The sequence below is a fragment of the Pseudomonas sp. HMSC063H08 genome (genome assembly GCF_001813645.1).
In the GTDB taxonomy this organism is placed as follows: Bacteria; Pseudomonadota; Gammaproteobacteria; order Pseudomonadales; family Pseudomonadaceae; genus Pseudomonas; species Pseudomonas aeruginosa.
Genome location: NZ_KV813429.1, coordinates 285655 through 309491, shown reverse-complemented (window position 1 = coordinate 309491; position 23837 = coordinate 285655). Strand labels below are relative to the sequence as shown.

Below are 23837 nucleotides of genomic sequence, written 5' to 3'. Positions count from 1 at the left end.
GCTTCGGTCGGTATCGACCCTGCCGCGTAGGCTGGGCATGCGGTTCAGCAAGAAAGGAATCGCCGTGCTGCGTCTGCCGTCCCGCCGTAACACCCTTCGACCCATCGAACGCCCGCTCGCCTGGCTTGCCGGCCTGGCGCTGGCGCTTTGTGCCGGCGCTGCCGCAGGGGCTGCCGGCGGGCCGTCCAGCGTGGCGTTCTGGTACGCCGAGCGGCCGCCGCTGGCCGAGCTTTCCCAGTTCGACTGGGTGGTGCTCGAAGCGGCGCACCTCAAGCCGGCCGATGTCGGGTATCTGAAAGAGCAGGGCAGCACGCCCTTCGCCTATCTGTCGGTCGGCGAGTTCGACGGCGACGCCGCCGCCATCGCCGACAGCGGCCTGGCCCGGGGCAAGAGCGCGGTCCGCAACCAAGCCTGGAACAGCCAGGTAATGGACCTCGCCGCGCCGAGCTGGCGGGCGTACCTGCTCAAGCGCGCCGCGGAGCTGCGCAAACAGGGCTACGCCGGCCTGTTCCTCGATACCCTGGACAGCTTCCAGCTACAGGCCGAGGAGCGCCGCGAGGGCCAGCGCCGGGCGCTGGCCAGTTTCCTCGCCCAACTGCATCGCCAGGAGCCGGGCCTCAAGCTGTTTTTCAATCGCGGTTTCGAAGTGCTGCCGGAGTTGCCCGGCGTCGCGTCGGCGGTGGCCGTGGAGTCGATCCATGCCGGTTGGGACGCCGCTGCCGGGCAATACCGCGAGGTGCCCCAGGACGATCGCGATTGGCTGAAGGGCCACCTGGATGCCCTGCGCGCCCAGGGCATGCCCATCGTCGCCATCGACTACCTGCCGCCGGAGCGGCGTGACGAGGCGCGCACGCTCGCTGCGCGCCTGCGTAGCGAAGGCTACGTGCCGTTCGTCAGCACCCCGGCGCTGGACTACCTGGGGGTGAGCGACGTCGAGGTGCAACCGCGGCGCATCGCGCTGCTCTACGATCCGCGCGAGGGCGACCTGACCCTGAGCCCCGGCCACGTCTACCTCGGCGGCCTGCTCGAATACCTCGGTTATCGGGTCGACTACCTGCCCACCGACCAGCCGCTGCCCGAACGTTCGCTGAGCGGTCTCTACGCGGGGGTAGTCACCTGGATGACCAGTGGACCGCCGCTGGCCAGCGACGCCTTCGACAACTGGATCGCTGCGCGTCTCGACGAAAAGGTGCCGGTGGCGTTCCTCGCCGGCCTGCCCACAGAGAACGACGGCCTGTTGCAGCGCCTGGGTATTCGCCGGCTGTCGCAGAAGCTCAAGGTCAAGCCGAGCACCGAGACCCACGACCAGGCGCTGCTGGGCGCCTTCGAGGCGCCGCTGGTGATCCGGGTCCGCGACCTGCCGGCGCTCACCGTACTCGACCCGGCGCGGGTGGCCCCGGCGCTCAAGCTCAAGGGCGACGGCAAGGAGTACGTGCCGGTGGCGACCGCCGACTGGGGCGGCTTCGCCCTGGCGCCCTATGTGCTGGAGGAGGGTAGCGAGCACCGGCGCTGGATCCTCGATCCGTTCGCCTTCCTGCGCAAGGCCTTGCGCCTTGCGCCGCTGCCGAGTCCCGACGCGACCACCGAGAATGGCCGGCGCATCGCCACCGTGCACATCGATGGCGACGGCTTCGTCTCCCGTGCCGAGGTGCCCGGCAGTCCCTATGCCGGCCAGCAGGTGCTGGAGGACTTCATCAAGCCCTATCCGTTCCTCACCTCGGTCTCGGTGATCGAAGGCGAGGTCGGGCCGAAGGGCATGTACCCGCACCTGGCCAGGGAGCTGGAGCCGATCGCCCGGCGCATCTTCGCCGACGACAAGGTCGAGGTCGCCAGCCATACCTTCAGCCATCCGTTCTTCTGGCAGCCGCAACTGGCCGAGCAGGGCGAGAACTTCGAGGCCCAGTATGGCTACAAGATGGCCATCCCGGGCTACGACAAGGTCGACTTCGTACGCGAGGTGATCGGGGCCCGCGACTACATCGAGCAGCGCCTGACCACCCCGCGGAAGCCGGTGAAGATGATCTTCTGGTCCGGCGACGCGCTGCCCGACGCCGCCACCATCAAGCTCGCCTACGACGCCGGGCTGATGAACGTCAACGGCGGCAATACCGCGCTGACCCGGGCCTTTCCCTCGCTGACCGGACTCTACCCGCTGATCCGGCCCACCCGCGGCGGCGTGCAGTACTACGCGCCGATCATCAACGAGAACGTCTACACCAATCTCTGGCAGGGGCCGTACTACGGCTTCCGCGGCGTCATCGATACCTTCGCCCTGACCGACAGCCCGCGCCGCCTGCGCGGCCTGCACCTGTACTACCACTTCTATTCGGGGACCAAGCAGGCCTCGATCCGCACCATGCACCAGATCTACGCGGCGATGCAGGCGGAGCATCCGTTGTCGCTGTGGATGAGCGACTACATCCCGCGCCTGGAAGGCCTGCATCGCGCCAGCCTGGCCAAGCGTGCCGATGGCAGCTGGCAGTTGCGCGGCTTCGCCGCCTTGCGCACGGTGCGCCTGGACCCGGCGCTGGGTTGGCCGGACCTCGCTCGCTCCACGGGAGTCGCGGGCGTGCGCGACCTGCCCCAGGGGCGCTATGTACACCTGAGTGCGGCGAATGCGCGCCTGGTCCTGCGCGACAGCCGCGATCCGCGGCCGGCGCTGGAGGAGGCCAACCTGCCGCTGAAGCACTGGCGCTACCGCGACGATGGCCGCGTCGAGTTCGCCTTCGCCGGGCACCTGCCATTGCGCCTGGTGGTGCGCGCGGCGGGCGATTGCCGGCTTAGCGCGGCCGGCAAGGCCTTCCCGGGAAAGGCCGGCAACGGCCTGTGGACGTTCGAGTTGCCGATGGAGCAGGTGCGCGATGGCCAACTCGTCTGCCGCTGACAAGCATCCCAAGGCGCGCCTGCTGAATCCCTGGGCCCTGCTGCCGGTCGCTCTCGGGGTGGCGCTGGTGCTGTGGCTGACCTTCAACAGCGAAGAAGTATTCATGCCCAGCGGCGATGGCGAGCCCGACGCGGTCTCGGTGAACTACGCCGAACTGCTGTTGCAGGCGCACCCGGAGAACGACGCGCTGCGCCTGACCCTGATCGACCTGCTGGTCAAGCTCGGCGACTTCGAGCAGGCGCGTCATCACCTCGCCCGTCTGCGCGGCAAGGACCGCCTGGCAACGCCGTTCTACGAGGTGGAACTGGACATCCTTGGCGCCCTGGCCAGGCCCGAGGGCATGGATGAGGAGCAGACGCGCCGATTGCTGGAGCGCCTGCGCAAGATCGAGCATGTTTCGTTGAACGACGCCATGCTCGAACGACTTGCCCGTCATGCCCTGGCCCTGGACGCGCCGGACCTGGCGGCGCGGACCTTTGCCGAACTGGCCGGCCGCGACCCGCAGGGCCGGCAGCGCTGGCTGGACGAGGCGGCGCGCTGGTACCTGGCTTCCGGCGAGCCGCTGCCGGCGGCGGACATCCAGCGGCAACTGGCCGAAGCGCAAACCGAGCCGGCGAAGCGCCTGGCCTATCTGCGCCAGGCCTTCGCCAGCCTGCTCGCTGGCGAGCGCGGCGAGCATGCGGCGTTGTTACTGGACGAGCGGCTGGACGCCTTGCCGGAGGATGAGTCGACCCTGGCCTGGCTCGCCGAGGGCGTACGCGCCGCCGAAGGCAGCCAGCGCTACGACCTGGCCGAACGCTTCATCCGGCGCTGGCGCGAATTGCGCCCCGAGGACCATGAGGCGCTGGCTGCCGACCTGCGCCTGAACATGGCCGCCGGGCGGATCGAGCGGGCCTGGGAGGTCGGCCGGGAGCTGCTGGCCCTGCGCCCGGAGGACAGGACGCTGCTGGCCGATCTCGCGCGCCTTGGCGAATGGACCGGCAACGGCCCGCAGGCCCTGGGCCTGTGGAAGCAACTGCTGGCCGGCGCCGATGACCCGGCCCTGCGCGAGCATGCCTGGCGCCTGTCGCTGCAGATGTTCGATTTCGACAGCGCCATCGAGCTGCTGGCGCCCATCGGTGCGCAGCGACAGATGACCGACGAGGAACTCGATGCGCTGGTCTACAGCCATGAAACCCGCGGCACGCCGGAAGAGGGCGAGGCATGGCTGCGCGGCTACGTGCAGCGTTATCCGAAACAGCGCCTGGCCTGGCAGCGCTTGCAACAGATCCTCGAACACACCCAGCAGTTGCAGGAAGAGACCGGGGTCTGGGCGCGGATGGCCCGGCATTTCCCGCTGAGTGTCAAGGAACGCATGCAGTGGGCGGAAACCCACTGGAACCTGTTCGATCCGCGCCAGGCCTGGAAGGTCCTCGCCGGCGTGGATACCCGCGCGATCCGCGAGCCGGAGTTCTGGCGCCTGCGCGCGGCGCTGGCCTGGGCCCTGGAGCAGGACGACGATGCCCGCGCCGCCTACGAGCGCATGCTGGCCCTGGACATCCGCCTGAACAGCAGCGACGAGGACCAGTTGATCGCCCTGTACCGGGACAGCAATCCGCAGCAGGCCTTGCAGGTGCTTATCGGCAGTTGGCAGCGCAGCCGCGATCCGCGGCGCCTGGCCAGCGCCCTGCAACTGGCGGAGAACCTCCACGACTGGCCGGCCCTGAAGAGCCTGCTGGCCGAGGCCGAAGGCCTGCCGGAAGCGCAGGGCAGCCCCTATTACTGGGTGGCCAGGGCGCGGTTGGCGGAACAGGAAGGCCATGGCGACGTCGCCGAGCGTCTGTACCGGGAAGCCCTGGTGCGTTTCCCCGGCGAGAACCTGGTGCGCGAACGCCTGCTCTGGTTCTACATCGACCGTGGCCGTCGCGACAGCCTGGTGCCCCTGTTGGCGCAGTGGCATGGCCTGGCGCTGCGGGACAGCACGCTGTGGCTGCCGTTCGCCAGCGCCAGCCTGCTGCTCGAGCGTAACGACCAGGCGCTGGCCTGGTTCCGCCTGTACCTCAAGTCCAATCCCAACGACTGGCTGGTACAGGCCGCCTACGCCGACGCGCTGGATGCCAGCGGCTACCAGGACAAGGCCCTGCGCCTGCGCCGGCAACTGCTCCGGCGGCTCGACCGCGAGGCGGTCAGGGCCACCCCGGACAGCTTCGCCGCCTACCTGCGCCTGCTCGCCGTGGCCCAGGGGCCGCTGCTCGCCCAGGGCGAGGCGCGGCGGGCCTGGAATGGCGAGCCGGCGATGCTGCAGCTGTGGTTCGAGCAGTTCCTCGACCAGCTCGCCGCCACCAACCAGGAGCCGCTGAAGGATGACTGGCTGGCCTGGGCGCGCGGCCGGGGCCTGAAGATCGGGCGCAACGAAGAGATCCAGGCCGCCCTGCGCAGCCAGAATCGCGCCGCCCTGCAACGCCTGCTGGAGCGCGGCGAGCTGGATCCGGCGCAGCGGGTCGAGGCGCTGGTGCGTCTCGGCCATGGCGGCGAAGCGCTGGGCGAGGCCCTGGGCGCACTGGGTGACGGCCACTCGCGCGACAACCGCGAGCAGTTGCGGCGGCAGGCGGCGGAAATCCTCGAACGCACGCCCCAGGGCCTGCAACTGGGTTGGAACAAGCGCGACTTCGGCGGTCTCGACTTCAAGGGACCGACGCTGCGCGCGGCGCGCCACCTCGGCGACGACTGGTACGCCGACCTGGCGCTGGGCAGCGGTCGCTATCGCGGCGACGCACTGGATAGTTCGCTCCTCGGTAGCGAACGCAACGCCAGGCTGACGTTGCGGCGCGAACTGGCCGAGGGCTTCGCCGCGGCGACGCTCGATGGCAGTTGGCGCGACGACGAGGACCGCCACGGCCTGGGCCTGCTGCGCAACTGGCGGCTGAGTGCGCGCGACGAACTGGAAGCGGGCCTCGACTGGCACCGCGAGACCGACGAGACCGGCCTGATGCGCGCCCTCGGCATGCGCGACAGCGTGAAACTCGGCGGCCGCCACACCCTCAGCGGGCGCGACCAGTTGAGCTGGTCGCTGGCGCACAACCGCTTTTCCACCCGCCAGGGCGACGACCTCGGCAACGGCGAGGCGCTGTCCCTGGAGTGGGCCCACACACTGTTCTTCGATGGCCCGGCCTGGCAACTGCGCGGCGGCATCGACTACCAGCGCAATCGCCTGGAGAACCGTCTGCCGGACGACCTGCTGGCGGCCCATGGCGGTGCGCTGGCGCTCGATGGCGCGCGCAGCCAGGACCTGCTGCAGGACCGCTATGGCCAGGTCTACCTCGGCAGCACCTGGCGCCGTGGCTTCCCTGGCGCGCTGAACCGCAGCCGTCCGCAATACACCTGGATCGTCGACACCCTGGCCGGCTGGCAGTGGACAGAGAAGGAGTTCAACTACGGCATCGATCTCGGCATCGGCATGGAGCTGCTGGGCGATGACGAACTGGCGTTCACCTTCGGCTACCAGTCGGCTCCCCAGGGCGGCGGCGGCGATGCCGGCGGCACGCTCGGGGTGACCTACAGCACGCGCTTCGGCCGCTGAGCGCGGCCCGGATACGGAATTCAACAGGAGGAACACAACATGCAATCCATCCGCTGCCTGGCTCTCGCGGCCGTCGCCCTGTTCATGGCGGGCTGCTCCAGCTTCACCAGCGAAAGCGCTACGCCGCTGGCGCGCGGCGCGCAGTGGGGCCTGGTGCCGCTGCTCAATTACTCCCAGGCGCCGCAGGCCGGCGAGCGTGCCGAGCAGATCCTGCTCAGCGTGCTGGCCGAGGAGGGTGTGCGGCCGCGCCTGTACCCGGCGCAGCCGCAAGGCGACCTGCAACTGGTCGACGACCGCGAGCGCCAGCAGCGCGCGCTGGACTGGGCACGCCAGCAGAAGCTGGCCTACGTGGTCACCGGCAGCGTCGAGGAGTGGCAGTACAAGAACGGCCTGGACGGCGAGCCGGCGGTGGGCGTCAGCCTGCAGGTGCTGGAGCCGGCCTCCGGGCGGGTGCTCTGGAGCACCAGCGGGGCGCGCGCCGGCTGGTCCCGGGAAAGCCTGGCGGGCGCCGCGCAGAAAGTCCTGCGCGAGCTGGTCGGCGACCTGCGGCTCGAGTGACGGCGATGTCCGCGCACAAGGATTTCACCCTCGCACCGCGCGCCAGCGGCAGTGTCTCCTGGGTCGAGACGCTGGTCATCAGCGCGCTCGCGCTGGGCCTGGGCTGGTGGTTCAGCCCGGACGACCCGCTGCAGGTCAACGCCACCTTTCCCTGGGTGATCCTCGCGCCCCTGTTGTTGGGCATGCGCTACGGCTTCGTCCGCGGGTTGGCCAGCGCGGCGCTGCTGGTGGCCGCGCTGTTCGCGTTCCGCGCCCAGGGCGTCGAGGCCTATGCCCAGGTACCGGCGGCCTTCATCGTCGGCGTGCTGCTCTGCGCCATGTTGGTGGGCGAGTTCCGCGACATCTGGGAACGCCGCCTGGAGCGCCTGGAGCTGGCGAACGAGTACCGCCAGTTGCGCCTCGACGAATTCACCCGCGCCCATCACATCCTGCGCATCTCCCACGATCGCCTGGAACAGCGGGTCGCCGGCAATGACCAGAGCCTGCGCAGTTCGCTGCTCGGTCTGCGACAACTGCTGCGCGAGCTGCCGGGCGAGGAGGCACCGCTCGATGCGCTGGCGGAAACCGTGCTGGCGCTGCTGGCCCAGTACGGTTCGCTGCGCATCGCCGGACTCTACCGGGTGCGCCACGACCGCACCCCGGAGCCGCAACCCTTGGCGACACTCGGCGAGATGCCGGCGCTGGACGGCGACGACCTGCTGGTGCGCACCTGCCTGGAGCGCGGCGAACTGGTCAGCGTGCGCCAGGAACTGCTGGAGCGCGGCGAGCAGCGTGCGCACAGCGCGCTGCAGGTGTGCGTGCCGCTGGTCGACACCGATGGGCGGATCCTCGCTCTGCTGGCGGTGGAGCAGATGCCGTTCTTCGTCTTCAACGAGCGCACCTTCAGCCTGCTGGCGATCCTTGCCGGGCACGTCGCCGACTTGCTGCAGAGCGACCGTCGCGTGCTGCAACTGGCCGACATCGACGCCCAGCGCTTCTCCCAGTACCTCAAGCGCTCCCTGCTGGACGCCCGCGACCATGGGTTGCCGGCCTGCCTGTATGCCTTCGAGCTGACCGATGCGCGCTACGGCGAAGAGGTCCAGCGCCTGCTGGAAGGCAGCCAGCGTGGCCTCGACGTGCAGTTGCGACTGCGCAACGACGAGGGCCGGCGGGTCCTGCTGGTGTTGTTGCCGCTGACTTCCGCCGAAGGCTCCCAGGGGTATCTGCAGCGCCTGAGGATTCTCTTCGCCGAACGCTTCGGCCAGGCCCGCGAGCTGGAGTCGCTGGGCGTGCGCATCCGCCAGTACGAACTGGACGCCGGCAACGATCGGCAGGCGCTGGGACATTTCCTTTTCAACGAGTGCGGCCTGAATGATCAGCAAGTGGCTGTTTAGCGGCGCCTTCCTGTTCGAGCTGAGCAGTTGGGCGAGCGTCTTCGCCGACCTGCCGATCGGCCAGGCGCTGGCGCTCTACCTGTTCGCCCACGGCCTGGGCAGCGCCCTGCTGTGCGTCGGCGTATGGCTGCTGCTGCCGCGGCGCTACAAGTTCCCGCTGCCGTGGAGCCCGTTGTTCCTCTTCAGCCTGGCCTTCTTCGTGCCGCTGATCGGGGCGGTCGGCGTCGCCGCGGCGGTATTCCCGGCGCTGTACCTGCCACGCCAGCGTGGCGAGCAGGCCTGGCAGGCGATGGGCGTCCCCGAGCTGCCGTTCCGGCCGAAGGAAAAGCGCCTCGACATGATGTTCAGCGACGGCGGTCTGCAGGACGTCCTGCGCCATGCGCCGGACCCGAACCAGCGGCTCACGGCGATCTTCGCCACCCGGCGGATGCCCGGCAAGGAGGCGATCCCGATCCTCAAGCTGGCCCTGCGCGACCCCGCCGACGACGTCCGCCTGCTGGCCTACTCGATGCTCGACCAGAAGGAAAGCCGGATCAACCAGCGCATCGAGGCCGCCCTCGGCCGCCTCGCCGGCGCCACGCCGGCGCGACGCGGCGCGCTGCACGGGACCCTGGCGCGCTGGTACTGGGAACTGGCCTACCTGGGGTTGGCCCAGGGCAGCGTACTGGAGCACATCCTCGAGCAGGCGCGCGAGCATACCGACCAGGCGCTGCGCGGCACACCCTCGGCCGACCTGCATCTGCTGGCCGGACGCATCGCCCTCGAACAAGGCCGCCTGGAGGATGCCGGGCACGCCCTCCAGGCCGCCGAGGAGGCGGGAATCGATAGTGCCCAGCTGGCGCCGTTCCGCGCCGAGGTGGCGTTCTTCCAGCGGCGCTACCGGGACATCCCCCGGCTTCTCGCCGGAATGCCCGACGACATGCTGCAACGGCCGCCCTTCGCGGCCCTGGCGAGATACTGGACATGACCGAACACACCGCTCCGACGGCGCCCGTCGCCGATGTCTGCCTGCTGCTGGAGGGCACCTGGCCCTATGTCCGCGGCGGCGTCTCCAGCTGGGTCAACCAGTTGATCCTCGGTCTCCCCGACCTGACCTTCTCGGTGTTCTTCATCGGCGGCCAGAAGGATGCCTACGGCAAGCGCCACTACCCGATCCCGGACAATGTGCTGCACATCGAGGAACACTTCCTGGAAACCGCCTGGAGTTCGCCGAACCCGCAGACGCGACAGGGCAGTAGCGAGACCGAAAAGGCGTTGCGCGACCTGCACCGTTTCTTCCACTACCCGGAGACGCTGGACGTGGAGGAGGGCGACGCGCTGCTCGACCTGCTCGCCGAGGGCCGCATCGGCCGCGAGGACTTTCTCCACAGCAAGGCCAGTTGGGAAGCGATCACCGCAGGCTACGAGCGCTATTGCACCGATCCGTCCTTCGTCAATTACTTCTGGACCCTGCGCTCGATGCAGGCGCCGGTGTTCATGCTCGCCGAGGCGGCCCGGCGGATGCCGCGGGCGCGCATGCTGCACTCGATCTCCACCGGCTACGCCGGCCTGCTGGGCTGCATCCTGCAACGTCGCTGGGGCTGCCGCTACCTGCTCAGCGAGCACGGCATCTACACCAAGGAGCGCAAGATCGACCTGGCCCAGGCCAACTGGATCGCGGAGAACCCCGACGAGCAGCTGAGTACCGGACTGGATGCCGAGGTCAGCTACATCCGTCGCTTGTGGATCCGCTTCTTCGAGCGTGTCGGCCTGCTCACCTATCGCGCCGCCAATCCGATCGTCGCCCTCTACGAAGGCAACCGCCAGCGCCAGGTACTCGATGGCGCCGAGCCACGGCGTACCCGGGTGATCCCCAACGGCATCGACCTCGATGCCTGGGCCGGCGCCCTCGAACGGCGGCCGCCGGGGATTCCGCCGGTGGTCGGGCTGGTCGGCCGGGTAGTGCCGATCAAGGACGTGAAGACCTTCATCCGCGCCATGCGCGGGGTGGTCAGCGCGATGCCGGAGGCGGAGGGCTGGATCGTCGGTCCGGAGGAGGAAGACCCGGACTATGCCAGCGAATGCCGCAGCCTGGTGGCCAGCCTCGGCCTGCAGGACAAGGTGAAGTTCCTCGGTTTCCGTCGGATCGGCGAGGTCCTGCCGCAACTCGGCCTGATGGTCCTCACCTCGATCAGCGAAGCGCAGCCGCTGGTGATCCTCGAAGCCTGGGCTGCCGGCGCCCCGGTGGTGAGCAGCGACGTCGGCTCCTGCCGCGAACTGATCGAAGGCGCCGACGCCGAAGATCGCGCCCTGGGCCGCGCCGGGGAGGTGGTGGCGATCGCCGACCCGCAGGCCACTTCGCGGGCGATCCTCGCCCTGCTGCGCAATCCGCAGCGCTGGCAGGCGGCCCAGGCGGTCGGCCTGCAACGGGTCGAACGCTACTACACCGAGGCGCTGATGCTCGGACGTTACCGCGGGCTGTACCGCGAAGCCACGGAGATTGCATGACATGGCCGGCATCGGCTTCGAACTGCGGAAGATCCTTTCCCGCGATTCCTATACGGCGACCCTGCGCGCCTATCTCTACGCCGGGCTGATCAGCTCCGGTCCCTGGGTGCTGTCGATCGTCAGCGTGATGCTGATCGGCGTGCTGAGCCTCGGCGTGGTGGTGCCGGACGTGCTGGTCCGGCAGTTCCTGATCACGGTGACCTACCTGATGGCGTTGTCGCTGATCTTCACCGGGGGACTGCAACTGTTCTTCACCCGCTTCATTTCCGATCGCCTGTTCGAGCGCAAGCACGAGGCGATCCTGCCCAACCTGGTGGGCGTGCTGTTGCTGGTGACGTTGGCGGCGGGCCTGCTCTCGGCGATATTGCTGGCGACCCTGTTCGATGAGCCGTTCGCCTACCGCCTGCTGGTGATGGCCAACTTCGTGGTGCTCTGCAACCTGTGGCTGGTGATCATCTTCCTGTCGGGAATGAAGGCCTACAAACGCATCCTGCTGGTGATGTTCATCGGCTACGCGCTGATGGTCGCCTGTGCCTACCTGCTGCGCTTCATGCAGATGGACGGCCTGCTGCTGGCATTGCTGATCGGCCACGCCAGCCTGCTGTTCGTCTTCCTCTACGACATCCTCCGCGAGTACCCGGCCAGGCGCATGGTGGCCTTCGACTTCCTCGACCGCCGGCAGGTCTTCGTCAGCCTGCTGCTGACCGGCCTCTGCTACAACCTGGGGATCTGGATCGACAAGTTCATCTTCTGGTTCAACCCATCCACCTCGGACCTGGTGATCGGCCCGCTGCGCGCCTCGATCCTCTACGACCTGCCGATCTTCCTCGCCTACCTGTCGATCATTCCCGGCATGGCGGTGTTCCTGGTGCGCATCGAGACCGACTTCGCCGAGTGGTACGAGCGGGTCTACGAGGCGATCCGCGGCGGCGAGACCCTGCAGCACATCGGCCTGCTCAAGGAGCAGATGATCCTCGCCATCCGCCAGGGCCTGCTGGAAATCTGCAAGGTGCAGGGGCTGGCGGTGGTCCTGCTGTTCCTGCTGGCGCCGCAACTGCTCGGCTGGCTGGGAATTTCCCGCTACTACCTGCCGCTGTTCTACATCGACCTGATCGGGGTGAGCATCCAGGTAGTGTTCATGGCCTTGCTCAACGTCTTCTTCTACCTGGACAAGCGCCGCATCGTCCTCGAACTCTGCGTGCTGTTCGTGATCGTCAACGGCGCCCTGACCTTCGTCAGCCTGCTGCTCGGGCCGAGCTTCTTCGGCTATGGCTTCACCCTGTCGCTGCTGGTCTGCGTGCTGGTCGGGCTGTACCGCCTGACCACCGCGCTGGACGACCTGGAGTACGAGACCTTCATGCTCAATCGCTGAGGGGTTTCGCCGGCGGCAGGGTCTTTCAGAAAGGGCCGATTCACCCGGTTGAATCGGCCCCTTTTTTTGCTTCCTCGATGCGTTTTTGCAGCTTCTGCATATCCACCAGGCGTTGCGTACCGAAGGTTCGCATCGGCAGGTCGCCGCTCTCTATCCAGGCATAGAGCAGGTCCGGCCGGTCGCTGAGGCCGGTCAGGAAGGCGAAACGCATCAGGGTTATATAGCGGGGGCACTCGGCGAAACCCTCTTGGGGGAGTTCTTCCACTTTCATCAGGCGTCCTGCACCATGGTCCGATGTTGGAGGGGAACCCTCGGTCTAGAGGGCTTGGATTCATATTGATCTACTAACAGTTAGTGAATCAATATGCATAGAGAACCATCAGACGCGGACTACACATGGTAAAGAATCGACGTTTGTTCACTGCTGGCAAGCGCTTGCGCGCCCTGCGCGAGCTGATGGGCTTGAGCCGTCCGCAGTTCGCCGAGTTGGTGGGGATGACGGCCAAGCGCCTGGAGAACATCGAGAACGAACTGCAGCGCATGCACGACGAGGACTTCGAGAAGGTCTGCGGAACCTTCCCGGAGTTCAGCGACTGGATCGCCTATGAAGGCAGCATCGAGCCGCAGTCGATCGCCTGGAAGGTCGCCGACTCGGCGCAGGCGGCCGCGGTCTACCTGGTTGAGCGCAACCCGGTGCTGCTGGAGCGGCACGGCATCGACATGCAGGCCTGGCGCGAACGCCACCGCGAGATACGCGAGGCGCTGCTGGCGGCGGAACAGGCGCCGGAGGCGGAGCCGGCGCCCCTGCAAGAGCCGCCGGAACCCAGGCGCCAGCGGAAGAGGAAAACGCCCGCGAGCGGCAAGGGCGACTGAGGCGCATCGCGCCAGAAACGAAGGGAAGTATCTGTACATGGTCTATGTAGTGAGGAAGCGCTGCCTGTTTCGCGCCGGCGAGCGCCTGTTCGGGTTGCGCGGGCTGACGGGGTTGAACCGACCGCAGTTTTCCGAGGTGGTCGGCATGGATCCCAAACGCCTTGAGAACATCGAGAGTGGCCGGCAGCGCATGCACGACGAGGATTTCGAGAAGGTCTGCGGGACCTTTCCGGAGTTCAGCGACTGGATCGCCTATGAAGGCAGCATCGAACCGCAGTCGATCGCCTGGAAGATCGCCGAGGCCGCCCAGGAAGCGGCGGTCTATCTGGTGGAGCGCAACCCCGAGCTGCTCGAACTCCACGGTCTCGACGTGCCGGCCTGGCGCGAGAAGCATCGGGAAATCCTCAAGAAGCTGCGCAAGCGGGAACTGTCGCCGCCACCTGAAAAACCACTGAAACCCAGGCGCAAGCGCAAGCCGAGAAGCAACCTGCCCACACCCACCGACGGTACCTGAGACCGGCTCCCTCTCCCCAGCCCTCTCCCGCAAGCGGGAGAGGCAATGGGGCTCCCGAAGCCCAGCGGTAGGGCGAACAACGCGCAGCGTTATTCGCCGTCAGCCCCAGGTGGGCCTCAGAACACCACTCCTACCGGATAGACGAAGGCGTTCACGTCGTAGAACGGCGTGCGCTGGTAGAACCATTGCAGGCGCGCCTGCGGATCGGCGGCGAAGGCCTTGTCCTCGCGCAGGCGTTTGTCGAAGGCGGCCTTCAGCGCCGGGTCTTCCGCCAGCATCTTGCGCGCCATCGGCTCCATCACGTATTCCTCCGGCTCCTCGGCGGCCACCAGGGTGGAATTGAAGAAGCCCCAGGACCAGAACGAATCCGGACTCTGCGGTTGCAGCAGGTCGATGGCCAGGACGCCCAGCGGCTGGGCGGTGTCGATCGACAGCGAGCCGGCCGGGAAGGTCTGCAAGCGCTGGAACGGCTTCGGCGTGCCGCTGACCAGCAGGCGACCTTCGTAGCCCGGAATCCGGTTGCCTTGCACGCGATCCGGTTCGAAGCCATCGGCGAGCTTGATGTCGTCCATGCGGTACAGGGTCACGGCGATTTCGGTCGGACGCTCCAGGGTGGTGTAGCGGATGCCGTGGGCCTTGATCCGGGCGATCACTTCGTGCCACTGCGCCGGGACGATGAAACGCTGGGGACGCGGCACCACCAGGTCGGGTACGCCGTTGTCGGTCACCGGTAGTTTCAGCGTCTTCGGCCGGTTGCTCCAGACGATGGTGCGGGCCCCGGTGACCGGCGATTGCTCGTAGCGGTAGTCGCCGACCACGAATGGCGTCTCGGCGGTCTCGCCCGGCTTCCAGGTGAGGATCACCTCCTTCTGCCGCAGCAGGCGCTCGCGGTCGCTGGCGATGGCCTGGCGCAGGCTGGCGGCCTGCTCGCCGATCACCTCGAACATCGCCTTGAGCATCACGTAGTTGCCCAGCACCTGGGTCTTGTACGGATGCAGGGCGTGTTGCTCGATGAGGATCGACGGCACGTTGCGGATATCGCCGTACTGGTTGGAGAAGCGCGCCAGGTCGGTGCGGTAGGGGTAGTAGCCCTGGGTCGGATCCTGATTGTCGTTCAGGCTGATGCATTCATGGACCATGTGCCCGAGGCTTTCCAGCGCCTGGTACACCGGCTTGCGCATGACCTGGTCCATCCAGGCGCTGCTCGCCGGTGACCAGCCATTGCCGTTGTGGCAGTAGGAGCTGTCGTAGGGATACATGGCGCCGTCGGTGGAGTGAGTGTCGGCGAAGAAGCTCAGTTCGTAGTGGTTGAACACCCAGGCGACGTTGCGGATCTCCGCGCTGTCGAGCTTGGTGAAGTCGCGGTTGAGATTGAGATTGCGGCCGTTCACCCGCCAGCCGGTCTCCCGCGGGCCGTTCTGGTTGATCCGCCCGTAGGCGCTGCGGCGCAGGTCGCCGTCGACGTTGACCACCGGGATGAACAGCAGGTTGATCTTCTCCAGCAGCCCGGCGAGCGGGCGGTCGGCAGCGCTCATGTCGCGCAGCAGCATGAACATGGCGTCCTTGCCGTTGGCCTCGCCGGGATGGATCTCGGCTTCCACCAGCAAGGTCGGCTTGGCGGAGCGCTTCAGGCCGGCGGCGGACTTGTCAGCCTCGGTGGAGGCGGTCACCAGCAGCATCGGGTGGCCCTCGGCGCTGCGCTCGGGCAACTCGCGCAGGGCGATGCGGCCGGAGGAGGCGGCTACCAGTTTCTCCAGGTAGGCGCGGGTCTCGCGGTAGTCGCTGGTGCGCTGGAAGTCGCTGCTCTCGGCCTGGGTGATCAAAGGGTCGCCGGGCTTGGCCAGGTAGCGCAGGCTGCCCAGCTTCTGCTCGAACATCGGTGGCAGGATGCGTTGGCGGGCCGCGGCCGGGTAGGCGCTGTCATCGATGTAGGCGGGTGCGTGGGGCAGCTCCGCGTGAGCGGGCAGGGCGCTCGCCAGCAGGACGCCGGCGAGTAGCGAACGGGGTTGGCAAGGGAACACGATGAACCTCCATGTGGATGGGAACGGCCGCGGCGTGGGTGGGCTTGCGCGACGCGAGCCGCGCGTCGTCGCGCAGCCAGTGCAGTGAAACGCCGGCGGCAGGCATCGGTGTTGACGCCGGGCAAGGCGCGGCGAAGCCGATGGCGAGAGCGCCGCCGGTGGATGGTTCAGGGCTGGGTTTGCAGACCCTTCAGCAGTGCCTGGTGGAAGCGTTCCGGAGCCTGTATCTGCGGGGTATGGCCAAGGTCGGGGAATTCCACCAGGGTCGCCTGGGGAATCCGTCGGGCGGCGTCCTTGCCCAGTTGCGCGTAGTTGCCCAGCCTGGCTTTCAGTTCCGCCGGCGCGGCGTCCTTGCCGATGGCGGTGTTGTCTTTCTCGCCGATCAGCAGCAGGGTCGGCATCTGCAACCGGTCCAGTTCGTAGACTACCGGCTGGGTGAAGATCATGTCGTAGGTCAGCGCCGAGTTCCAGGCCACCGACTCGCGCCCCTTGCCGCGATACATGCCGGCCTGCATCTGTACCCAGCGATCGAACTCGGGGCGCCATTCGCCGGCGTAGTAGGTGGCTTGCTGGTATTGGCGAATGCCTTCGGCGCTGGTCTGCAAGTCGCGTCTGTACCAGTCGTCGACACTACGCCAGGGCACGCCCAGGGCCTTCCAGTCCTCCAGGCCGATGGGGTTGACCAGCACCAGTCGTTCGACCTGCCGCGGGTAGAGCAGGGCGTAGCGGGTAGCGAGCATGCCGCCCATGGAATGGCCGATCACGCTGGCCCGGGCGACGCCGAGCCGTTCCAGCAGGGCGTGGGTGTTGGCTGCCAGTTGCTGGAAGCTGTACTGGTAATGGGCCGGCTTGCTCGACTTGCAGAAGCCGACCTGGTCGACGGCGATCACCCGGTAGCCGGCGTCGGCGAGCACGTCGATGGTGCGCTCCCAGGTCCCGGCGCAGAAATTCTTGCCGTGCATGAGCAGGATGGTGCGGCCGTTGGCTTTCTTCGGCGCGACGTCGAGGTAGGCCATGCTCAGCGGCTGGCCCTGGGAGGTGAAGTCCAGATAATGCACCGGATAGGCGTAGTCGAAGCCTTCCAGGCGTTCGCCGTAGACCGGCGCCTGGCTGGCCAGCGCCGGCCCGCAGGCGAGGGCGAGACAGAGACTGAGGCGGGGTAGGGACATGCGATCGCTCCTGTGTGGGTCTGCTGGAGGATGCACGTCGGGGCGCGAGCTGGCCAGTCCTGGCCGGTTGCCTACAGTTGCTTCAGATACTTCACCACGTCTGCCGCGCCAGCCGCCCGCAGACCTTCGCCGAGGGCATCGGCGCGTTCGTCGTTGCGGGGCAGCAACAGGCACTCCGGGGTTTCCGGGGTGAACAGGGCGAGTCGCGCATAGGGCAGGCCGGTATCCAGCAGCAGGCTCATGAAGGTCGGCTCGGACCAGGCCTGGGTCGGAATCCGCAGCATGTGGTAGCGCTGTTCCAGTTCGTCCAGCGCGCCGGGCTCCAGTTCGTAGCGTTCCAGGTGTGCCGGCAGCTTCAGTTCCAGTTCGCGGCGGCGGGCGTAGACGATCGCCGCGGCGAAGGCGCAGGCCTGACGTTCGCCCGCCCAGAACAGGCGCTCGCCGTGCCAGGCGGCCTGGCGCAGGCGGATGCTGTCGCCGTTGGTGAAACGCGGCAGGGCCAGGCTCAGGGCCTTGACGAAATCCTTGTAGCTGATGATCCGTACGCCCCGGCAGACCTCGGCCGTGGCCAGGTCTTCCAGGCGTGGGCAAGGTGTCTGGACGAGGATCTCGCGGCTGCATACGCCTTCGATGGTCTTCAGGTCGACCGACTCCAGGGTGGAGTGACTGACCCGCACCAGGCGCTTGAGGACCGCGTGGGCTTCCGCCTTGTCTTCCTGGACCGGGCCGGACAGCGCGCCGCGCGGCAGATCGACCAGGGTGTGCAGGGGCGGTCCGGCCTGCCACCAGACGCTCGGCTCCGGCCGTCGCAATGGCTGGAACGGCAGCTCGAGGGCGGCCGCCCGTTCGCGCAGCTCCCGGCCATCGCTTCGCGCGGCACCCAGGCGCAGGCGGTTGGCGAGTGCGGAAAGGCGACCGGTGAAGGTGCTGTTGCTACGCGAGTTGGAACTCATGATCGACGGAGGGCTCCTCGGGCTCGGCGACCGACGCGGAAAGGGGCGGGAGGGGACGGCGACGGTCCGTCCATTGAAGCACAGGTTCGGGCGTGACATTCAACCGCGTGGTTTGTGGCAAGCTGTCGTGGTTCATTCAAGCGGGGGGCTCCATGCCCAGTCTCATCATGGATATCGCCCTGTCCGGCGAACGCCTGCAGGCCATCTACGGCGGCAGGGCCAATCGGGTCCTGCTGCGCAGCCGCGACGGTCGCCGGGTGAACCTGCCGGCCCATCACCTGCGTCCGTTCATCGGCCACGATGGCGTGCATGGCACGTTCCGCCTCGATTTCAGCGAGGACGGCCGCCTGCTGGCGCTGCAACGCCTCGCCTGAGCGGGTGCTCGACGGCTATAATCGGCACCCTTCATTCTGCCGACCGATACCCGACCATGTACACCCTGGCCCGCCAGCTGCTGTTCAAACTGTCCCCGGAAACCTCCCACGAACTGTCCATCGACCTGATCGGGGCCGGCGGTCGCCTGGGCCTGAACCGCCTGCTGACGCCCAAGCCGGCCAGCCTGCCGGTCTCTGTGCTGGGCCTGGAATTTCCCAATCCGGTGGGGCTGGCCGCGGGCCTGGACAAGAACGGCGACGCCATCGACGGGTTCGGCCAGCTCGGTTTCGGCTTCATCGAAATCGGCACCGTCACTCCGCGACCGCAGCCGGGCAATCCCAAGCCGCGCCTGTTCCGCCTGCCGCAAGCCAACGCGATCATCAATCGCATGGGCTTCAACAACCACGGCGTCGACCACCTGCTGGCACGGGTGCGCGCGGCGAAGTATCGCGGCGTACTGGGGATCAACATCGGCAAGAACTTCGATACCCCGGTGGAGCGCGCGGTCGACGACTACCTGATCTGCCTGGACAAGGTCTACGCCGACGCCAGCTACGTCACCGTCAACGTCAGCTCGCCGAACACGCCCGGCCTGCGCAGCCTGCAGTTCGGCGATTCGCTCAAGCAACTGCTGGAGGCACTGCGCCAGCGCCAGGAAGCGCTGGCGCTGCGGCATGGCCGGCGGGTACCGCTGGCGATCAAGATCGCCCCGGACATGACCGACGAAGAGACCGCGCTGGTCGCCGCGGCGCTGGTCGAGGCGGGGATGGACGCGGTGATCGCGACCAATACCACTCTCGGCCGCGAAGGCGTGGAAGGCCTGCCGCATGGCGACGAGGCGGGTGGCCTGTCCGGCGCGCCGGTGCGGGAAAAGAGCACGCACACGGTGAAGGTGCTGGCCGGCGAGCTGGGCGGACGGCTGCCGATCATCGCCGCCGGCGGTATCACCGAGGGCGCGCACGCGGCGGAGAAGATCGCCGCCGGGGCGAGCCTGGTGCAGATCTATTCGGGTTTCATCTACAAGGGACCGGCGTTGATCCGCGAAGCGGTGGACGCCATCGCCGCATTGCCGCGGCGGAATTGAAAAGGGCTCCTTGCGGAGCCCTTGGGCTTGCGCCCGCCGCCCGGATGGGGCGTGCCTTGGGGAAATCGGTGCTATCCGTGTTGTCGCTTACACGTGCTGGAGTTGATTGAGACGTTGTAAGCCGGCCGTGCCAGTGAGGCCGTCCCAGTTGTCGCCACGGCCCTCGCGCCAGCCGTTGAGCCAGGACTGCCGCGTCGTAGGATGGGTGAACGGACAAAGATCACGAGATTTACCGGTTATGCCGTTCTGATAACCACGCAAGAAGGCTCTTTCCAACGGATCACGCTTAAGTCTTCTCATAGGGTGTTGCCCTCACTTGTTGACTGTTATGTCCCGTTGGCCCCCAGGGGAGGCCTGGCGAAGCTTTCGCCGAAAGGGGTCGTTGCCGGCGTGACGACCCTCGCCCGACACCGTTGCGGTGGCGGATTAACTGGAGTTCTAACCAAAGCGTTCAGGCGTGTGAATGACCGATTTGTCATAAAGACTTAACGCTTTCGTCGATAGGGCCATATGTTGCAGGCTCATGACGCCTGGTTTCCGGCGCTAACGCCGCAGGGTCGCGGGGTTGCGCCTTATAACGATTTGCACCCCCACCAATTGAGATTTCCTCGCATTCCGACGAAGGGTCGCCCAGACTGCGACTCGGGGTCGCAGCGAGCAACGCCGGGAGCGTTCCGGCAATCGAACCACGGCACCTGGTGCCAAAGAAGTGCCCATGAGGGTGCTTCCACTGACAAGGGCTACGGCCCGGGAAGGCGATATGGCTGATGTTTACGAATTGTTTCTGACCTGCCCGAAAGGCCTGGAAAGCCTGCTCCTCGAAGAGGCGCAGGGGCTCGGCCTGGACGAGGCGCGCGCCCAGGTGTCGGCGGTGCGCGGGCAGGGCAGCCTGGAGGTGGCCTATCGCCTCTGCCTGTGGTCGCGCCTGGCCAACCGGGTCTTGCTGGTGCTGGCGCGATTCCCGGTGGAGAACGCCGAGTCCATGTACATGGCGGTCCACGCGGTGAACTGGGAAGACCACCTGGACGCCGGCGGCACGCTGGCGGTGGAGTTCAGCGGCAAGGGCTCGGGCATCGACAACACCCATTTCGGGGCGCTGAAGGTCAAGGATGCGATCGTCGACAACCTGCGCGAGCGCTCCGGCCGACGCCCGTCGGTGGACAAGGTCAATCCGGACGTGCGCGTCCACCTGCACCTCGACCGCGGCCAGGCGACCCTTTCCCTGGACCTCTCCGGGCATAGCCTGCACCAGCGCGGCTATCGTCTGCAGCAGGGCGCCGCGCCGCTGAAGGAGAACCTGGCGGCGGCGGTGTTGATCCGTGCCGGCTGGCCGAAGATCGCCGCCGAGGGCGGTGCCCTGGCCGACCCGATGTGTGGCGTCGGTACCTTCCTGGTCGAGGCGGCGCTGATGGCTGCCGATATCGCGCCGAACCTCAAGCGCGAGCGCTGGGGCTTCAGCAATTGGCTGGGGCACGTGCCGGCGCTGTGGCGCAAGCTCCACGAGGAAGCCCAGCAGCGCGCGGCGGCCGGCCTGGCCAGGCCGCCGTTGTGGATTCGCGGCTACGAGGCCGACCCGCGCCTGATCCAGCCGGCGCGCAACAATATCGAGCGTGCCGGAGTGGCCGACTGGGTGAAGATCTACCAGGGCGAACTGGCGACTTTCGAGCCGCGCCCGGACAAGGGCCAGACCGGCCTGGTGATCTGCAACCCGCCCTATGGCGAGCGCCTCGGCGACGAAGCCAGCCTGCTGTATCTCTACCAGAACCTCGGCGAGCGCCTGCGCCAGAGCTGCATCGGCTGGAGCGCCGGGGTGTTCACCGGGGCGCCGGAACTGGGCAAGCGCATGGGTATCCGCAGCCATAAGCAATACGCGTTCTGGAACGGCGCGCTGGCCTGCAAGCTGCTGATGATCCAGGTCGAGCCGCGCCAGTTCGTCACCGGCGAGCGTGGCGAACGCAACGACGAAGGCCTGGCGCGGGCGCCGAGCGAGCCGGCACGGCTGAGCGAGGGCGGGCAGATGTTCGCCAATCGCCTGCAGAAGAACCTCCGGCAACTGGGCAAATGGGCGCGCCGCGACAAGATCGAGTGCTATCGCCTGTATGACGCCGACATGCCGGAGTATGCCCTGGCGGTGGATATCTACGGCGATTGGGTTCACGTCCAGGAGTACGCCGCGCCCAAGTCGATCGATCCGGCAAAAGCCCAGGCGCGCCTGTTCGACGCCCTGGCGGCGATTCCGCAGACCCTGGGCGTTGCCCAGGAGCGGGTGGTGGTCAAGCGCCGCGAGCGCCAGGCCGGCAAGAAGCAGTACGAACGGCAGAGCAGCGAGGGCAAGTTCCTCGAGGTGGGTGAGGGCGATGTGCGCCTGCTGGTGAACCTGACCGATTACCTGGATACCGGGCTGTTCCTCGATCACCGGCCGATGCGCCTGCGCATCCAGAAGGAGGCGGCCGGCAAGCGCTTCCTCAACCTGTTCTGCTATACCGCCACGGCCACCGTACATGCGGCCAGGGGCGGCGCGCGCAGCACCACCAGCATCGACCTGTCGAAGACCTACCTGGACTGGGCGCGGCGCAACCTGTCGCTCAACGGCTTTTCCGACAAGCAGCGCCTGGTGCACGGCGACGTGATGGAGTGGTTGCGGGAAGACGATGGCCAGTACGAACTGATCTTCATCGACCCGCCGACCTTCTCCAACTCCAAGCGCATGGAAGGCGTGTTCGACGTGCAGCGCGACCACGTCGAACTGCTCGACCTGGCCATGGCGCGGCTGGCGCCGGGCGGGGTGCTGTATTTCTCCAACAACTTCCGCAAGTTCGAACTGGACGAGAGCGTGCAGGCCCGCTATGCGGTCGAAGAGATCACTGGCGAAACCCTCGATCCGGATTTCGCGCGTAATCCGAAGATCCATCGGGCCTGGAGAATCACCGTTCGCTGAGGCGAGCGGCATTCATGCAAAAGGCCGCCGGCGGGCAACCGCTGGCGGCCTTTTTTTTCGTACTGCGCCTTATTTCCGCGCGTGCAGGCTCAGCAGTACCTGGTCGAGGATCGCCGAAGCGCCCCACGGCCGCGGGCTGTTGAGGATCGCCACCACCACCCAGTTGTGGCCGCTGGCGTCGCGGCTGAAGCCGGCGAGGGCGCGCACGGTGTTGAGGGTGCCGGTCTTCACGTGCGCCTCGCCGACCAGTGCGGTGCGCCGCAGGCGTTTGCGCATGGTGCCGTCGAGGCCGGCCAGCGGCAGCGAGGAGATGTACTCCGCTGCATAGGGGCTGTGCCAGGCGGCTTGCAGCATCGCCGCCATCTCACGGGCGCTGACCCGTTCCTGGCGCGACAGTCCCGAGCCGTTCTCCATCACCAGGCGCGGCGCGGTGATGCCCTTGCGCGCCAGCCACTGCCGCACCACCCGCTGCGCGGCCTGGGCGTCGTCGCCGTCGGCGCTGTTGCGGAACTGCGCGCCGATGGAGAGGAACAACTGCCGGGCCATGGTGTTGTTACTGTATTTGTTGATGTCGCGGATGATCTCGACCAGGTCTGGCGAGAAGGCCTTGGCGATCAGCGTGGCGTTGCGCGGTACGCTGCCCTGGCGGTCCTTGCCGAGGATGCTGCCGCCCAGTTCCTGCCAGATGCCGCGCACCGCGCCGGCGGTGTAGCCGGGGTGGTCGAGAAGCGACATGTAGGTCTGCGCGCTACAGCCCTGGGGAATCTGTCCGGTGGCCAGCAGGGTGGTGCCGTCGAACTGGGTCACCGGGCTGAAGCGCAGCTTCGGCCAGGCCGGGCAGGTGGCCGGCGCGGTCATCTTCACCTGGTTGTCGATGCGTACGTTGGCCAGCGGCGGGTCCATCTGCACGTTGACCTTGTTGCCGTCGGTGCGCACCACCATGCGCACGCTCTTCAGGTTGACCAGCAGCGAGTCCGGACCGACCAGGAACGGCTTGGTGTCGTCGCCGCCGTCGTCGTTGAATACCGGCAACTGCGGGATGTTGAAGTAGCTGCGGTCGAGTACCAGGTCACCGGTGACCTTGGTCACGCCATTGGCGCGCAGGTCGCGCATCAGCAGCCAGAGCTTCTCCATGTTCAGTTTCGGATCGCCGCCGCCCTTGAGGTAGAGGTTGCCGTTGAGCACTCCGTTCTTGAGCTGGCCGTCGGTGTAGAACTCGGTCTTCCACTGGTAGGTCGGGCCGAGCATTTCCAGGGCGGCATAGGTGGTGAACAGCTTCATGGTCGAGGCCGGGTTCACCGATACGTCGGCGTTGTAGTAGGTGGGGTTGCCCGGGCCGTCGAGCGGAATCAGCACCAGCGACAGATCGTTGCCGGTCAGCTTGTTGGTCTGCAGGGCTTTCTGCACGTTGGCCGGCAGGGTGGCGTTGACCTGGGCGAGGGTGGGAAGGGCGAAAGGCAGGAGCGTGGCGAAGGCAAGAGTACGCAGCGACTTGAACATTAATGAAGAACCCTTGAAGACGGAGGGTAGAAAATGAAATGAAGATGAAAAACGAAGCGAACCTGAAAAAAGAGACGGACATCACGCGAAGAGGCCGTCTTGCTCATTATGCCGCAAGGCGGATAACGATGCGCTGGAGTTTCGCGGAGTTCGCCGTCATATCGCCGAATGGTCGGA

Annotated in this window: 18 protein-coding genes; 12 read left to right on the top strand and 6 right to left on the bottom strand. The window is 67.2% G+C overall.

What is annotated here, in order from left to right:
- Positions 1–37: 37 nt before the first annotated feature.
- Genes HMPREF2924_RS13505 through pelG form a run of 7 tightly spaced genes read left to right on the top strand, consistent with a single transcriptional unit; the run spans position 38 to position 12233 of the window.
- Positions 38–2884 (top strand): bifunctional glycoside hydrolase/polysaccharide deacetylase family protein, encoded by a 2847-nt coding sequence (locus HMPREF2924_RS13505; RefSeq protein WP_003130633.1) that lies wholly within the window; start codon positions 38–40, stop codon positions 2882–2884.
- The gene (locus HMPREF2924_RS13500) at positions 2862–6443 is read left to right on the top strand and encodes a tetratricopeptide repeat protein (RefSeq protein ID WP_003130635.1); all 3582 of its coding nucleotides are present in this window, start codon (positions 2862–2864) and stop codon (positions 6441–6443) included. The genes HMPREF2924_RS13505 and HMPREF2924_RS13500 overlap by 23 nt, the downstream gene beginning before the upstream one ends.
- A gap of 39 nt (positions 6444–6482) precedes the next feature.
- Positions 6483–7001, top strand: coding sequence for a pellicle/biofilm biosynthesis outer membrane protein PelC (locus tag HMPREF2924_RS13495; protein ID WP_003091288.1), 519 nt, complete (start codon positions 6483–6485; stop codon positions 6999–7001).
- A 5-nt stretch (positions 7002–7006) separates the two neighbouring features.
- Entirely contained in the window at positions 7007–8374 is a 1368-nt protein-coding gene (locus HMPREF2924_RS13490) for a pellicle/biofilm biosynthesis GGDEF protein PelD (RefSeq protein WP_023094587.1), read from the top strand.
- The gene (locus HMPREF2924_RS13485) at positions 8352–9341 is read left to right on the top strand and encodes a tetratricopeptide repeat protein (protein ID WP_003091286.1); all 990 of its coding nucleotides are present in this window, start codon (positions 8352–8354) and stop codon (positions 9339–9341) included. Before HMPREF2924_RS13490 ends, HMPREF2924_RS13485 begins: the two co-directional genes overlap by 23 nt.
- Positions 9338–10861, top strand: coding sequence for a GT4 family glycosyltransferase PelF (gene pelF / locus HMPREF2924_RS13480; RefSeq protein WP_003130640.1), 1524 nt, complete (start codon positions 9338–9340; stop codon positions 10859–10861). The genes HMPREF2924_RS13485 and pelF overlap by 4 nt, the downstream gene beginning before the upstream one ends.
- 1 nt (position 10862) lies before the next feature.
- Positions 10863–12233, top strand: a complete 1371-nt coding sequence (pelG, locus tag HMPREF2924_RS13475) for an exopolysaccharide Pel transporter PelG (RefSeq protein WP_003091283.1) — start codon at positions 10863–10865, stop codon at positions 12231–12233.
- A gap of 40 nt (positions 12234–12273) precedes the next feature.
- On the opposite strand, the gene HMPREF2924_RS13470 is transcribed toward pelG, so the two are convergent.
- Complete coding sequence (locus HMPREF2924_RS13470) at positions 12274–12504, bottom strand: hypothetical protein (protein ID WP_003091282.1); 231 nt, start codon at positions 12502–12504, stop codon at positions 12274–12276.
- 125 nt (positions 12505–12629) lie between these two features.
- Between HMPREF2924_RS13470 and HMPREF2924_RS13465 the strand changes: the two genes are divergently transcribed.
- Both HMPREF2924_RS13465 and HMPREF2924_RS13460 read left to right on the top strand, forming a co-directional pair.
- Positions 12630–13106 (top strand): helix-turn-helix domain-containing protein, encoded by a 477-nt coding sequence (locus tag HMPREF2924_RS13465; protein ID WP_003130641.1) that lies wholly within the window; start codon positions 12630–12632, stop codon positions 13104–13106.
- A gap of 37 nt (positions 13107–13143) precedes the next feature.
- Positions 13144–13620: a helix-turn-helix domain-containing protein gene (locus HMPREF2924_RS13460; protein ID WP_003130642.1), complete on the top strand. Its 477-nt coding sequence runs from the start codon at positions 13144–13146 to the stop codon at positions 13618–13620.
- A 116-nt stretch (positions 13621–13736) separates the two neighbouring features.
- Here the strand turns inward: HMPREF2924_RS13460 and HMPREF2924_RS13455 are convergent, their stop codons facing one another.
- The 3 genes from HMPREF2924_RS13455 to HMPREF2924_RS13445 all read right to left on the bottom strand — a co-directional run bounded on the left by HMPREF2924_RS13455 (position 13737) and on the right by HMPREF2924_RS13445 (position 17763).
- Positions 13737–15641 (bottom strand): M14 family metallopeptidase, encoded by a 1905-nt coding sequence (locus HMPREF2924_RS13455; RefSeq protein ID WP_003130643.1) that lies wholly within the window; start codon positions 15639–15641, stop codon positions 13737–13739.
- 167 nt (positions 15642–15808) lie between these two features.
- The gene (locus HMPREF2924_RS13450; RefSeq protein WP_003091278.1) at positions 15809–16810 is read right to left on the bottom strand and encodes an alpha/beta fold hydrolase; all 1002 of its coding nucleotides are present in this window, start codon (positions 16808–16810) and stop codon (positions 15809–15811) included.
- Between the two features lie 71 nt (positions 16811–16881).
- A complete protein-coding gene (locus tag HMPREF2924_RS13445) occupies positions 16882–17763 on the bottom strand; it encodes a DUF6685 family protein (protein WP_003109612.1) in 882 nt (293 codons plus the stop codon).
- A gap of 152 nt (positions 17764–17915) precedes the next feature.
- Here HMPREF2924_RS13445 and HMPREF2924_RS13440 point away from each other — a divergent pair, with 152 nt between their 5' ends.
- A complete protein-coding gene (locus HMPREF2924_RS13440; protein WP_003103227.1) occupies positions 17916–18137 on the top strand; it encodes a DUF2835 domain-containing protein in 222 nt (73 codons plus the stop codon).
- A gap of 56 nt (positions 18138–18193) precedes the next feature.
- Positions 18194–19222, top strand: coding sequence for a quinone-dependent dihydroorotate dehydrogenase (locus tag HMPREF2924_RS13435; protein WP_003091275.1), 1029 nt, complete (start codon positions 18194–18196; stop codon positions 19220–19222).
- Between the two features lie 87 nt (positions 19223–19309).
- On the opposite strand, the gene rmf is transcribed toward HMPREF2924_RS13435, so the two are convergent.
- Positions 19310–19522, bottom strand: coding sequence for a ribosome modulation factor (gene rmf, locus HMPREF2924_RS13430; protein ID WP_003103238.1), 213 nt, complete (start codon positions 19520–19522; stop codon positions 19310–19312).
- 460 nt (positions 19523–19982) lie between these two features.
- Between rmf and rlmKL the strand changes: the two genes are divergently transcribed.
- Positions 19983–22160 carry a bifunctional 23S rRNA (guanine(2069)-N(7))-methyltransferase RlmK/23S rRNA (guanine(2445)-N(2))-methyltransferase RlmL gene (rlmKL, locus tag HMPREF2924_RS13425; RefSeq protein WP_023094588.1) on the top strand — a complete coding sequence of 726 codons (2178 nt, stop codon included), beginning with the start codon at positions 19983–19985 and terminating at the stop codon, positions 22158–22160.
- Positions 22161–22229: 69 nt separating this feature from the next.
- Here the strand turns inward: rlmKL and dacB are convergent, their stop codons facing one another.
- Complete coding sequence (gene dacB, locus HMPREF2924_RS13420; RefSeq protein ID WP_003091272.1) at positions 22230–23660, bottom strand: D-alanyl-D-alanine carboxypeptidase/D-alanyl-D-alanine endopeptidase; 1431 nt, start codon at positions 23658–23660, stop codon at positions 22230–22232.
- Positions 23661–23837: the final 177 nt, after the last annotated feature.

Coding starts and splice junctions, on each gene's coding strand:
- HMPREF2924_RS13505 (WP_003130633.1), top strand. CDS start 38: ATGCGGTTCAGCAAGAAAGGAATCGCCGTGCTGCGTCTGCCGTCCCGC.
- HMPREF2924_RS13500 (WP_003130635.1), top strand. CDS start 2,862: ATGGCCAACTCGTCTGCCGCTGACAAGCATCCCAAGGCGCGCCTGCTG.
- HMPREF2924_RS13495 (WP_003091288.1), top strand. CDS start 6,483: ATGCAATCCATCCGCTGCCTGGCTCTCGCGGCCGTCGCCCTGTTCATG.
- HMPREF2924_RS13490 (WP_023094587.1), top strand. CDS start 7,007: ATGTCCGCGCACAAGGATTTCACCCTCGCACCGCGCGCCAGCGGCAGT.
- HMPREF2924_RS13485 (WP_003091286.1), top strand. CDS start 8,352: ATGATCAGCAAGTGGCTGTTTAGCGGCGCCTTCCTGTTCGAGCTGAGC.
- pelF (WP_003130640.1), top strand. CDS start 9,338: ATGACCGAACACACCGCTCCGACGGCGCCCGTCGCCGATGTCTGCCTG.
- pelG (WP_003091283.1), top strand. CDS start 10,863: ATGGCCGGCATCGGCTTCGAACTGCGGAAGATCCTTTCCCGCGATTCC.
- HMPREF2924_RS13470 (WP_003091282.1), bottom strand. CDS start 12,504: ATGAAAGTGGAAGAACTCCCCCAAGAGGGTTTCGCCGAGTGCCCCCGC.
- HMPREF2924_RS13465 (WP_003130641.1), top strand. CDS start 12,630: ATGGTAAAGAATCGACGTTTGTTCACTGCTGGCAAGCGCTTGCGCGCC.
- HMPREF2924_RS13460 (WP_003130642.1), top strand. CDS start 13,144: ATGGTCTATGTAGTGAGGAAGCGCTGCCTGTTTCGCGCCGGCGAGCGC.
- HMPREF2924_RS13450 (WP_003091278.1), bottom strand. CDS start 16,810: ATGTCCCTACCCCGCCTCAGTCTCTGTCTCGCCCTCGCCTGCGGGCCG.
- HMPREF2924_RS13445 (WP_003109612.1), bottom strand. CDS start 17,763: ATGAGTTCCAACTCGCGTAGCAACAGCACCTTCACCGGTCGCCTTTCC.
- HMPREF2924_RS13440 (WP_003103227.1), top strand. CDS start 17,916: ATGCCCAGTCTCATCATGGATATCGCCCTGTCCGGCGAACGCCTGCAG.
- HMPREF2924_RS13435 (WP_003091275.1), top strand. CDS start 18,194: ATGTACACCCTGGCCCGCCAGCTGCTGTTCAAACTGTCCCCGGAAACC.
- rmf (WP_003103238.1), bottom strand. CDS start 19,522: ATGAGAAGACTTAAGCGTGATCCGTTGGAAAGAGCCTTCTTGCGTGGT.
- rlmKL (WP_023094588.1), top strand. CDS start 19,983: ATGGCTGATGTTTACGAATTGTTTCTGACCTGCCCGAAAGGCCTGGAA.
- dacB (WP_003091272.1), bottom strand. CDS start 23,660: ATGTTCAAGTCGCTGCGTACTCTTGCCTTCGCCACGCTCCTGCCTTTC.